The organism is Flavobacterium sp. UW10123, from assembly GCF_040538975.1.
Lineage (GTDB): Bacteria > Bacteroidota > Bacteroidia > Flavobacteriales > Flavobacteriaceae > Flavobacterium.
Window position 1 is genome coordinate 85603 of the sequence record NZ_JBEWQE010000006.1, and the last position, 12431, is coordinate 98033.

General features: G+C 30.6%; 13 protein-coding genes. 9 read left to right on the plus strand and 4 right to left on the minus strand.

Going from position 1 to position 12431, the window contains the following annotated elements; genetic code table 11:
* Nucleotides 1-16 precede the first annotated feature (16 nt).
* The 7 genes from ABXT06_RS08570 to ABXT06_RS08600 all read left to right on the plus strand — a co-directional run bounded on the left by ABXT06_RS08570 (nt 17) and on the right by ABXT06_RS08600 (nt 7119).
* Nucleotides 17-760, plus strand: a complete 744-nt coding sequence (locus tag ABXT06_RS08570) for an RDD family protein (protein ID WP_354590378.1) — start codon at nt 17-19, stop codon at nt 758-760.
* 108 nt (nt 761-868) lie between these two features.
* Nucleotides 869-1720, plus strand: a complete 852-nt coding sequence (locus tag ABXT06_RS08575; protein WP_354590379.1) for a hypothetical protein — start codon at nt 869-871, stop codon at nt 1718-1720.
* Nucleotides 1721-1804: 84 nt separating this feature from the next.
* Nucleotides 1805-2407 carry a trimeric intracellular cation channel family protein gene (locus ABXT06_RS08580; protein ID WP_008462233.1) on the plus strand — a complete coding sequence of 201 codons (603 nt, stop codon included), beginning with the start codon at nt 1805-1807 and terminating at the stop codon, nt 2405-2407.
* A gap of 2 nt (nt 2408-2409) precedes the next feature.
* Entirely contained in the window at nt 2410-3354 is a 945-nt protein-coding gene (locus ABXT06_RS08585; protein ID WP_354590380.1) for a GNAT family N-acetyltransferase, read from the plus strand.
* Complete coding sequence (locus ABXT06_RS08590) at nt 3351-4451, plus strand: DegT/DnrJ/EryC1/StrS family aminotransferase (protein WP_354590381.1); 1101 nt, start codon at nt 3351-3353, stop codon at nt 4449-4451. Before ABXT06_RS08585 ends, ABXT06_RS08590 begins: the two co-directional genes overlap by 4 nt.
* A gap of 1 nt (nt 4452) precedes the next feature.
* The gene (locus ABXT06_RS08595) at nt 4453-5727 is read left to right on the plus strand and encodes an O-antigen translocase (RefSeq protein WP_354590382.1); all 1275 of its coding nucleotides are present in this window, start codon (nt 4453-4455) and stop codon (nt 5725-5727) included.
* Between the two features lie 63 nt (nt 5728-5790).
* On the plus strand, nt 5791-7119 hold the full coding sequence (locus ABXT06_RS08600) for a hypothetical protein (RefSeq protein ID WP_354590383.1): 1329 nt from the start codon (nt 5791-5793) through the stop codon (nt 7117-7119).
* 1 nt (nt 7120) lies between these two features.
* Here ABXT06_RS08600 and ABXT06_RS08605 read toward each other — a convergent pair whose 3' ends face one another.
* A complete protein-coding gene (locus ABXT06_RS08605) occupies nt 7121-8257 on the minus strand; it encodes a glycosyltransferase (protein ID WP_354590384.1) in 1137 nt (378 codons plus the stop codon).
* A 45-nt stretch (nt 8258-8302) separates the two neighbouring features.
* Between ABXT06_RS08605 and ABXT06_RS08610 the strand changes: the two genes are divergently transcribed.
* Entirely contained in the window at nt 8303-9385 is a 1083-nt protein-coding gene (locus ABXT06_RS08610) for a glycosyltransferase (protein WP_354590385.1), read from the plus strand.
* On the plus strand, nt 9358-9792 hold the full coding sequence (locus ABXT06_RS08615) for a sugar 3,4-ketoisomerase (RefSeq protein WP_354590386.1): 435 nt from the start codon (nt 9358-9360) through the stop codon (nt 9790-9792). The genes ABXT06_RS08610 and ABXT06_RS08615 overlap by 28 nt, the downstream gene beginning before the upstream one ends.
* Here ABXT06_RS08615 and ABXT06_RS08620 read toward each other — a convergent pair.
* From ABXT06_RS08620 to ABXT06_RS08630, 3 genes are read right to left on the minus strand one after another with little or no spacing between them, the layout of a single operon-like run.
* Nucleotides 9775-10701: a glycosyltransferase gene (locus tag ABXT06_RS08620; protein WP_354590387.1), complete on the minus strand. Its 927-nt coding sequence runs from the start codon at nt 10699-10701 to the stop codon at nt 9775-9777. The two genes, ABXT06_RS08615 and ABXT06_RS08620, sit on opposite strands and share 18 nt — an antisense overlap.
* The gene (locus ABXT06_RS08625; protein ID WP_354590388.1) at nt 10702-11589 is read right to left on the minus strand and encodes a glycosyltransferase family 2 protein; all 888 of its coding nucleotides are present in this window, start codon (nt 11587-11589) and stop codon (nt 10702-10704) included.
* A complete protein-coding gene (locus tag ABXT06_RS08630; protein ID WP_354590531.1) occupies nt 11589-12272 on the minus strand; it encodes a cell division ATP-binding protein FtsE in 684 nt (227 codons plus the stop codon). The genes ABXT06_RS08625 and ABXT06_RS08630 overlap by 1 nt, the downstream gene beginning before the upstream one ends.
* Nucleotides 12273-12431: the final 159 nt, after the last annotated feature.

Genomic DNA, 12431 nt, shown 5'->3' on the forward strand with positions numbered 1-12431 from the left:
GGCTAAAATATGAAATATGTCAGAATTATCTATTAATACGACACAAAATGTCAAAATAAATTTTATTGCCGCTTCGGTTGGTGAAAGACTAGGTGCTTTTTTTATCGATTTGTTTATAGTAATCTGTTATATAATAGCACTTTCGATGGTGCTTTTTGACTGGTTGCAACTCGATAGACTGATGGTTGGTCTGGATGGCTGGTCGCGCGGTGCGATTTTTTTATTATTGTATTCTCCCGTTATAGTTTATTCGCTGGTTTTAGAAAGTGTTTTTGAAGGACAGTCGCTTGGCAAAAAATTGCTAAAAATTAAAGTGGTTAAAATTGACGGTTATCAGGCAGGTTTTGGAGATTATTTAATTAGATGGTTTTTTAGAGTAATTGACTTTTTTACTTTTTTCGGACTTCCGGGACTTATCACGGTTATTACAAGTCAGAAATCACAGCGATTGGGAGATATGGCGGCAGGTACTGCAGTAATTACTTTGAAGAATAAAATCAACATTAGCCATACTATTCTCGAAGATATTGGCGAATCCTATGTGCCGACTTATCCTTTGGTGATAAAACTTTCTGATAATGATATGCGTATTATTAAAGAAACCTATCAAAAAGCGGCTGCTAAAAATGATCATGAAGTTATTTATAAATTGGTAACCAAAATAGAAAGCGTAACAGGAATTAAAAATCAATCTGGAAATAACGGCGATTTTATTAGAGTAATTTTAAAAGATTATAATTTCTATACACAAAATATGTAATTTTTTTTCTTTGAAGAATTGTTGATTTTTTTTGATTTTAACTGATAAATTTTTAAAATTTCTTCGTAAATTTATATATAGATAATTAATTCATAAATTTCCAAACAAATGAAAATTACAAAGCCTTTTCTCGTATTACTAGTACTATTATCTGCTTGCGTTAGTTTTGCTCAAAGCGGAAAAAAATTAGATAAAATTATAAAAAGAGATTATCAGATTATAGAATGTACCGTTTTAAAAATATCTGATAAAACAGTAGAATATTCACTTCCAGGGGAGACAGTTCAGATTTCTCTAGACGTTTCGCAGATTGCTAAAATCGATTTTGCAAGCGGAAGATCTCAAACTTTTGATGTTTCAGCAAACGCAAGCACGACCACTCAAAGTTTATCTCAAAACGTATCAAGTGCCGACATAAAACACAATACAATTGCGGTATTGCCAATTCCGTATGTAAATGCAGATAATCAGCAAGGCTCTGAAGATATGGCAAAATTTGCCCAAAACGATTTGTATAACAAACTGTTAGACAAATCTTCGAACATTTTTCCTTTAACAGTACAGGATTTAAGAACCACAAACAGTTTATTGCACAAAGCCGGAATTGACCATAATAACATTGACGAAACTCCAATAGAAGATCTTGAAAAAATATTGGGAGTTGATAATATTGTTGCGGCAAAAGTTTCATACACAATAGGAACGGGTACTACAGCTACCACATATAATAGCGGAAATGCAAAAGTGAGCAACAATAACAAAAAAGTAACCACAAACGATATTTCTACAACGACAGCAAACGATCAGAAGTATTATTACTATACGGTTTATTTTGACATGTATAGAAATACAGATAAAATCTATTCTCAAACTCGTAAACCTTTGTTGGCAGTAAAAGACGGCTGGATGGATTCTATTTCTTATTTATTAAAAAGAAGTCCGATTTACGTAAAGAAATGATAAGTCCTTTTACGAGTCAGATTTGCTAAGATTATTCGGTACAACTTTGTAACTTTGACCCTTGCATCTTTGTAACTCAAAAAAATGTTTCACTTACTTGATATTATTGGGACAATGGCGTTTGCAATGTCAGGCGCCTTGACCGCAATGCACAAAAAACTAGATCCGTTTGGGGTTTTTATCATTGCATTTGTAACTGCCGTTGGAGGCGGAACACTTCGCGATGTCTTAATCGGAAGAACTCCTGTGGGCTGGATGCGTGATATGCAATATGTGTATGTGATCATTTTAGGATTTTTTTTAGCAATCCTTTTTAGAAAAAGCTTCGATAAACTTCGAACCTCATTGTTTCTTTTTGATACAATTGGACTCGGAGTTTTTACTTTAATTGGTTTAGAAAGAGGGATTTTAACTGGTCTTCATCCCGCAATTTGTATTGCATTGGGAACGATGACAGCTTGTTTTGGAGGTGTAATTCGGGATATTTTGTGCAACGAAATTCCAAACGTTTTTCGCGAAGAAATCTATGCCACAATCTGTATTTTTGGCGGAATGGTATTTTTTGGCTTGCGCAAACTAAACTTAAATGACGATATCTTATATCTAGTTACCTCTCTTGTGATTATTGTGATTAGATTAATGGCAGTTAAATACAAATGGCACTTAAAAGCATTTGATCATAAATAGGCATGAAATATACCATAAGAAAGTATTCTCAAGATGATTATTTAATCTGGAACGATTTTGTCGATCAGTCCAAAAATGCCACGTTTTTATTTCATCGCGATTTTATGGAATACCACATAGATCGTTTTGAAGATTTTTCGCTTTTAGTTTTCGAAGAAGAAAAATTACGTGCTATTCTTCCCGCCAATAAAAAAGGCAATGCTGTTTATTCGCATCAAGGGCTTACTTATGGAGGATTGGTTTATTTGCCGAAATTGAAAGCTTCTAAAGTGGAATTCATTTTAGATGAAATTTTGTTTTTTCTGAAAGAAAATGAAGTTGAAAACTTTTATTATAAGCCAATTCCAGATTTTTATTTTTCAGAAGGAAACGCGGCAATAGACTTTTTTCTTTTGAAAAGGGGAGCAGTTTTAGAAAGAAAAGAAATGAATCTGGTAGTTAATCTGACAGTTCCTTTGAAGATTTCTAAAAGCAAAATGAAGCATTTTAGAAGAATTGAAAACCTTGATTTGGATATTTTTGAAGAAGAAAACTTTGATCCATTTTGGGAGAAAATTCTAGAGCCAAGATTAACAGAGAAATTTGGAGCAAAGCCTGTACATTCCAAAGAAGAAATAGCATTCTTAAGATCTAAATTTCGAAAAAATATTAGACAATATTCGGCTTACAGAAATGACGAAATCATAGCAGGAATAACCATTTTTGAAACCAAAAATGTGGTGAAATCACAATATGGCGCAACTTCAAAAATAGGAGAAGAATTTAGGGCACTAGATTTTTTATTCATTAATCTAATTCATAAATATAAAAGAAAAGGAAAGTATTTTTTCGACATGGGAATTGTGGATTCTGATTCAGAAGATTATAATTTAGGGCTTTTGAATCAAAAAGAAGAACTAGGTTGTACTGTTTACAATCAGGATTTTTATAAAATAGAAATAAAGTGATACCATTTTTAGATCTGAAAAAAATAAATCAACCCTATGAAACCGCTTTTCAAGAAAAATTGAAATCGGTTTTAGAAAACGGCTGGTATATTTTGGGAAAAGAAGTGGAGGCCTTTGAAAAAGCTTTTGCCCAACATTGTCAATCTAAATATTGTATTGGAGTTGGAAATGGTTTTGATGCTTTAGTTCTCATCTTTAAAGGTTATATCGAACTCGGAAAACTTAAAAAAGGCGATGAGGTTATTATTCCTGCCAACACTTATATTGCAAGTATCCTTGCTATTTTGCAAGCCGATTTAGTTCCAGTTTTAATTGAACCGAAGTTGGAAACTTATAATATAAATCCAGATTTAATTCCCGAAAAAATTACTTCAAAAACAAAAGCCATTTTAGCTGTCCATTTATATGGGCAATTGGCTGAAATGGAAAAAATCAGTGAAATTGCAAATAAAAACAATCTTTTAATAATTGAAGATGCTGCACAATCTCACGGTGCAGAAAAAAATCTAAAATCTAAAATCTACAATCTAAAATCAGCAATCGCTTATAGTTTTTATCCAGGAAAAAATTTGGGTTGTTTAGGTGATGGCGGAGCGATCACGACAAATGACGAAGCATTAGCAAAAGTCCTTTTTTCGCTTCGTAATTACGGTTCAGAGAAAAAATATCACAATGAATTTATCGGTGTAAATTCAAGACTAGACGAATTGCAAGCTGGATTTTTGAATCTAAAATTACCGAATTTAGATTCTGACAATGAAAAACGTAGAGCAATTGCAAAACGCTATTTGTCTGAAATTAAAAACAGTAAAATTGTATTGCCATTTTGGGATTTCTCCAATAACCATGTTTTTCATCTGTTTGTAATTCGAACAGAAAATAGAGAACATCTACAAGAATATTTAGCTCAAAATAATATTCAAACGGTAATTCATTATCCGATTCCTCCAAATAAGCAAAAAGCTTTTTCGCAATGGAATAATTTGTCGTTTCCAATAACGGAAAAGATTCATAAAGAGGTTTTAAGCTTGCCAATAAGTCCGGTTTTGACAGAATCTCAAGTGGATTATATGATCGAAGTTTTAAACCAATATTGATTTGAATTTTTATAGAAAAATAGTTCAAACGACTTTGTTTAAGATTACTTCTTTAAACAGTTTTAGCATTGTTATAAAAATCGGAATAGGTTTGGTAACGTCAAAAATATTGGCAGTTTTTGTTGGTCCAAGCGGAATGGCTCTTGTTGGAAATCTTCGTAATTTTTTAACTTCATTAGAAAATATCTCCACTTTAGGTTTTCAAAATGGAATCGTAAAATATACCGCTGAAAATGAAAAAAGCAAAAGCGAACTTCAAAAAATAGTTTCTACGGTTTTTATTACTTTGATGGGAATTGGACTTTTCTTAAGCTGTGTTTTGTTTTTTTCAGCGCCATATTGGAATGAAAAAATCTTTGGAAATAATACAGAATACTTAATTGTTTTTAAAGTATTATCATTGGTCTTACCAACTTATGGGCTATCCATTTTTTTTATTGCTATAATCAATGGCTTGAGTAGATTTAAAAAAGTAATTGCAATTAATATTGCCGGAAATATTATGGGTCTATTGGTTTCTGTTTTTCTGATACTTCAATTCAAAACCACAGGAGCTTTAATGGCAATTGTAGTTGCACCCGCATTATTATTTTTTGTTACTCTTTATTTTGTTCAAAAAGAGATTCAGTTTTTTCAATTCATAAAATTAGATGCTTTTGACTTTAAAGTTCTGAAAAATCTTTCGGCTTATTCTTTAATGGCGTTAGTATCGTCCTTTTTAGGGCCAATAGTTTTATTGGCAATTCGAAACAACCTAATTGAAAAGTTAGGATTAGAGCAAGCAGGTTTTTGGGAAAGCATGACAAGAATTTCGTCTTATTATTTACTCTTTATAAGCACAATCCTGACGGTTTATTTTTTACCAAAACTATCAAAAGCCAAGGATAATGCAGAAACAAAATCTATTTTTTGGCAATTTTATAAAACAATATTACCTGTTTTTTGTCTTGGCTTAATTGCAATTTATTTTAGCCGTTATTTTATAATTCAATTGCTTTTTACAAAAGAGTTTCTTCCTGTTACGACGCTTTTCTTTTGGCAGTTAATAGGAGATGTGTTTAAAGTAGCTTCGTTAATTCTGGGATATCAGTTTTTTGCTAAAAAGTTAATTAAAGCTTTTATAATTTCAGAATTGTTTTCGCTTGGAGCTTTGTATTTTTTAAGTTTGTTTTTTGTAGAATATTATGGAATAGAAGGAGTGATAATGGCTCAGTCTATCGACAACTTTCTCTATTTAATAGTTCTGATTATTTATTTTAGAAAGATTTTGGTTTAGCTTAAAAATAGGAATATATTTCGATTATTTGTACTATTTTAGTTTTATAAAATAGTACACTTTTTGAATCAAATTTTTACCAAAGAAATCAGAGTTTTAGTCTTCACGGGATTATTTCTCCGTGCTTTAATATCGATCTTTTATTTTCATGTAACTCTTTTTCCTGATTCTGAGGGATATTTATTTTTAGCTGAAAAGATTTTAAACTTTGATCTTAATTCTTATAACGGAGAAAGAACTCCGGGATATCCATTATTTATTGCATTGGCTTTAGGGTCTACAACCTTGACCGTGGTGTATCAGGTTATTTTAGGAATTGTAACTTCAATATATTGGTTTAAAACTATTTTAAAGCTAAACTTCGATTCAAAATCAGCATTATACATTACGCTTTTTTTACAAAGTTTTCTTCAAATTCATTTTTACGAAAGAATAATATTGGTAGAATCTTTGACACTTTTCTTAGTTTCGGTATTATTTTACTATTTAGCATCTGATTATTTAGAAAGTAAAAGTTTAAAAAAGGATTTTACTCTCGGATTAGTTCTTGGTTTCCTCGTTTTAATTAAGCCATTTTATGCCTTTATTCCATTTATTATTTATGGATTTAGCCTAATAAAAAACTTTAAAATTTCAAGAATTATAAATTCTAAGCTCATTATTCTGTTCTTTCCTTTAGTCTCCTATTTTGGATGGTCTTATGTTAATAAAATAAATACGGGATATTTCGTTTCGACCACATTTTTCGGTCTTAATCTATCGCAGAACTGTGTTTATTTTGCTGAAAAAACATCGCAAGATTATCTTTGGATTGGAACTGTTTATGCAACGCATAGAGATAAATTGATTGATGGGAATAGCAAATTAGAGTCACACCTTAAAGCAGATATTGCAATGACAATTTGGGATGCAGAAAACGAGTTATTGCCAAAAACAAAGGGCAATTTTGCCAAGCTCTCAGCAGAACTTGGTGATTATGCTAAAGAAACCATAAAAATGAATCCGTTAGAATATATAAAACAAGTTCTTTTTAGATCATGGTTTGATTTCTGGAAGCCTAAAATATATTGGGATTATGATAGCTTTTCATTGCCTTTAGTAAACAAAATGTTTTTAGGAATCTGGTATTTACAGACCATAATGATTTGGTTTTTTAAAGCTTCATTTGTTCTCTTAATTCCTTACTATTTTATTTTGTTTTTGAAGAATCACAATATTACAAAAGAGCTTGTTATTACTACAATTGTCTTTTTAGCTTCGGTGCTTCAAGCTTTAGTTACGTATGGTGATAATGCAAGGTTTAGTTTCCCTTTTGAATATATTATGATGCTTATCGTTATTTTATTTTTCAGGAAAAATATTTTAATTAAGAAGAATAGACCTGAAGTTTAATTTATTGCAAATTCCAGACATCATGATATTTTTGCGCAATTTTTATGTAGTAATGTTCTTTCTCGATAAATGTTCTGGCACGTTTTCCTATTGCAGTAATTTCACTTGGATTTTCAATTAAAAAAGATAATTCGGAAACCAGATAATCAACATCTGGAATGGCATTTACGCAGACTTTTTCAGAAAGATTATATCTTGCTGTAAACTCTTTTTCGGCGCCTGTAAAAACTACTTTTCCTTTTGCCATTGCTTCGAGTGCATTATAACCTTGATCGTAAGCATAGATTTGATCCAATAAAATATGAGAGCTGTTGTAAAGATTGATATATTCAGCATAAGGAACACTTCTGACTGTTATAATTTTAACTTTCGAAGCATATTTTTTCTCAATTATTTCTAAAGCTTTTTCAAAATAATCGTTTCCTTTTTTTAAATAATTTTCGTTATTGATTCCATGAAAAATAACAATTTTTTCAGCGACATTAAGTGGCTCAAAATGCAGTTTTTCAATATTAATTGGGTTCGGAATCATTCCTAAATATTTTTCATTTCCTTGTAGTGGAATATGATAATCTAAATCGGTAGCAATAATTCCGTTTATGTTTTTGTAAATAAACTGATGCAATTTTAAAAAAGCTTTTTCGCGAAATTTTAAAATATTTCCAAAAGACTTTTTATCAATTTTATGATTCAGATATAAAGGAATTACAGATTTAAAATTAGGATTTTCGAAGCAATATTTTACATTCAGATAATCATAACCGGTACTTAATAGAAAAAGTTTTTGGTTGTTTTTTAAGAGACGTGAAATGATTTTTTTCTCATAATGATAAGTACAGTAAAAGCTGTTTTCATTAATCAATTGTACAACATCAAAACCAAAGCATTGGTTTTCGAATTTTAAAAATTGTCTAAATGTTAGATACGAACTAATGTCAAATCCAGAGATTTTATAAAGTGCAATTTTGATTTTTTTCAGAAAACCAGAATCCCATTTTTTCTGAATAGGAAAATCAACAGGAAAATTTTTAAAACCGTCTTTGTGACCAATAATAAAAACTTCATGCCCTAAAGCCTGTAAGCCATCTTTTAAAGAATTGTGCAAATGGCTGTATTCGCCTACAAGTAAAACTTTCATTTATATGTATATTTGACAAATATATTTACTTTTTCGGTTAAAAACATGAATAAAAAGAAAGTTGCTATTGTTTCGATTTCCTTAGGAAAAGGAGGTGCAGAACGTTTTGCTGCTTTACTTACTTTCATGTTAGAAAAATCTGGTTTTGAGGTTCATTCTATTGTTATCAATGATGAGGTAGATTATGAATATACTGGAACTTTATTCAATTTAGGAAACGAATGTAAAGGTTCGATTTCTATTCTTAAAAAACTAAAGAAGGGAAGATTATTGAGAAACTATTTGGTTGAGAATGATATAGAAATCGTTATTGACAGTAGAACGAGAAATATTTTGCTGAGGGATTTAATCGCAAAATTCATTTATCGAAATTCAAAAATCTATTATATCGTTCACAGTTATAATTTTAAGGACTATTTTCCTTCTTCAAAGTTTTGGTCGAGAATATTGTATAAGAATGCAATAGCTTTGATTTGTGTTTCAAAAGCGATTGAAGAAAAAGTAAGCAAGCTCTATGAATTTAAAAATACGGTTACGATTTACAATCCTTTTTTTATTGCCGAAGAAGAATTGAAAAAAGAAGTTTCTGAAAATAAAAATGTGATTTTGTTTTTTGGAAGATTTGAAGAAAAAGTGAAGAATTTCACGCTAATGCTGGAAGCTTTTTCTCAATCAAAAATCTATGAAAAAGGATATCATTTGCATTTGATGGGAACAGGAGATGATTTAGATTTTATTCAGAAGAAAATTAAGGTTTTGAATTTAGGAAGTTATGTTGAAATTCTTCCTTTCAAAAAAAATCCTTTTGCTGATGTTCGAGAAGCAAAATTTACGATTTTGACAAGCCATTATGAAGGATTTCCGTTGTCGATTATAGAATCTTTGGCATTGGGAATGCCGGTTGTTGCTGTCGATTGTAATTCTGGACCGCGAGAAATAATTCAAAATGAGTTTAATGGTTTATTGGTCGAAAATCATAATGCCAAAGCTTTGGCCGAAGCCATGAACCGATTTGCAGATGACGCTGAATTGTATCATTTTTGCAAACAAAATGCTGCTGAAAGCGTAAAACATTTGTCTTTAAAACAAATTTCTGATGAATGGAAAAACCTTCTAAATTCTCAATAATGACCAATATTTCAGATGTTCAATTGATCGAAATTCCTAAAATTCAAGATCGAAGAGGAAATCTTTCGGTTGTGGAAGGCGATACGATTCCGTTTGTTTCCAAAAGAGTGTATTATTTGTACGATGTTCCAAGCGGAAGCAAAAGGGGCGGGCACGCTCATATAGAACAGCAAGAACTTTTAATAGCTTTAAGCGGCAGTTTTGATGTAGTTTTGAAAGATGGAAAAAACATCAAAACAATTACGCTAAATAAGCCAAATGTAGGTTTGCTTATTGTTTCGGGAATTTGGCGTGAACTTAAAAATTTCTCTTCGGGAAGTGTTTGTTTGGTTTTGTCTTCTGGTGAATTTAGCGAAGAAGATTATATTCGAGAATACAAAAAGTTCCGATTATTTAAAGACAGATGAACCGATTCCTAAATTTGCTAAAAAGGTTTTAAAAGAAATTAAAAAACGTAAAGCGAATGAAGGTAAAAGCAACAAAGTTCTTTTCTTCCAGCCAATTTTTTTTAAATCAATAGGAGAGTAATATTTATTAAAGTGAGCAGCTTCCCCAGCTAATTTGCTTTTAATGGCAAGCGAAAACCGATTTAAATCTAAAAAGTATTTTAAGTCTGAATTTGTTTTTTCTGCTATTTCAAACTTTGAAAAATCCATTTTATTTTCCATTTCACTTTTTTTAGAAAGACTTTTAGCATCGTAAACATAACGGGCTAAGACTTTCCATGAAAAAACAATGGAATAAACAAGTCCAATTCGAATCCATAAATCGGTGTCTTCGCCACTTTTAATTTTGGTGTCAAAGTTTCCAATTTCTTGGAAAATAGATTTATGAAAAACAGAACTAGATGTCCAGAGAACAGATTCTTTTATGCTGGCTTTAAAGTAATTTACAATTTGAAATTCTTCATTTGTTTTTAAAATCGAATACTGGGCTGGAATTATTTTTTTTGAAGTTTCAAATTCAACAGCAGCAGAAAATACTTTTTGATTTGGCAGTTTTGAAATGTTAGCAAACATGGTTTCTAAAAAAAATGGAAACCAGTAGTCGTCTGCATCAAGAAAAACAATAAAATCAGCGTTAGCTTTCTCGATTCCGTAATTTCTGGCCGATGAAACACCTTCATTTTTTTTACTAAAATACTGAATTCTGGAGTCATTAAATTCCTGTAATTTTTCAGCACTTCTATCTGTTGATCCATCATTAATTACAATAATTTCAAAGTCTTGAAAAATTTGATCTAAAACACTCTGAATTGTGTTCTTGATAAAACTCTCTTTGTTGTAAAGTGGAATTATGATAGAAAAAAAAGCCATTTATTTTGTTTTTAGAGAACAATAGTAACCTAATCGATAAATATCAAAAAGGAAAAGTGATGGTTTTCTGCTAAGAAATTGTTTTGTCATTGCGGGTTTAAAAACTTTAAATACGAAAACAATAATTCCTTCTAAATGATATTTTTTTATACTTTTAAAATAGCTGGATAACTTGGTATATTCTGACGGAATTAAATTGGAATCGACTAAGTTTTTTAAGCCCAAAACAGCTTCTTCAGATTTTCTTAAAAATGTTTTGCTGTCTTCTAATCCTAAATGAAAAACGGGATTTTCAATATGAACAATGTCAATTTGGTTTTGTTTTAAATCAAATGAAAATAAAGTGTCCTCATGTCTTAAATTTGGAATTTCTTCATTAAATCTAACTTTCGTAAAAACACTTTTTTTAATCAGGAAGTTTAAAGTCAAAAAAGAAAGATGTGTATTTTTTATACGTTCAGAAACCTCTAAAGCTTCTCTTTTTTTTCCATAAATCCATCTAAAAAGATTATTTTTTGACGGCTCAGTGCTTTGGTATAAAATGCCACCGTAAATTACTTTTTCATCATTTGTAATCTGTGAAATATACTTCGCAATAAAATTATCATTTACAGGAATAGTATCGGCATCCAAAAAAAGCAAATTTTCATAAACTGCTTTTTTTGCCAGTAAATTTCTAATGGCGCTTCGTCCCATATTTTTTTCTAAAATAGAATATGAAGCGTTCTCAAATTGATTGATTCTTTGATTTTCAAGTATAAAACTTTGAGAAGCATCATCTAGACAAATGATTTCAAAAATAATTCCGCAAGAATTACATTGCTTTACTAATTCGCTTGCAAGCGGTAAAACATCATAATTATAAACCGGAATTAAAATGGAAAGCATTACACGCTTCTTTGAACCACTTCGAAGATTCTTTCATCTTCACATTTTAATGTTTTCGATGGGAATTTCATTAATAAAGCATAATCGTGAGTTGCCATGATAACAGTTTTACCCGCGGCGTTGATTGCTTTTAGTACTTCTAATACTTCAGAACTCGTTTGTGGATCAAGGTTTCCTGTAGGTTCATCGGCCAAAATAAATTCTGGATCGTTAAGCAATGCTCTTGCAATTGCAACACGTTGCTGTTCTCCTCCAGAAAGCTGATGAGGCATTTTGTTCATAAAGTCTTTCATGCCTACTTTATCCAAAACTTCATCAATTTTGTGCTGCATTGCTTCTTTTTCTGTCCAGCCAGTTGCTTTAAGAACAAAAAGCATATTGTCTTTTATAGAACGATCAGGAAGCAGTTTGAAATCCTGAAATACAATTCCGATTTTACGTCTCAAATACGGAATATCTTTTTCTTTTAAAGTAGCCAAATCAAATTCAACAATATGTCCTTCACCTTCAATTAGCGGTAAATCAGCGTATAAAGTTTTTAGAAAACTACTTTTTCCAGAACCGGTTTTCCCGATAATGTAGATAAACTCACCATGGTTAACATCTAAATTAATGTGAGATATAATTTTTCTTCCTTCTTGATATATAGTGACTTCTTTAAGAGACAGTACGGTTTGTGACATAATAAAATTGGTTTGAATGGTAAAAGTAATAAGATAACGTTTGTATTCAAAATAAATTTGAATCATTTCTTAGGAAAAAGTTTAAAAAATGAAATGTTTTAGAAAGTTTGAGAACCAATAAATTGAAGTTTATTAAACCTTAAAATCATAAACGATTAT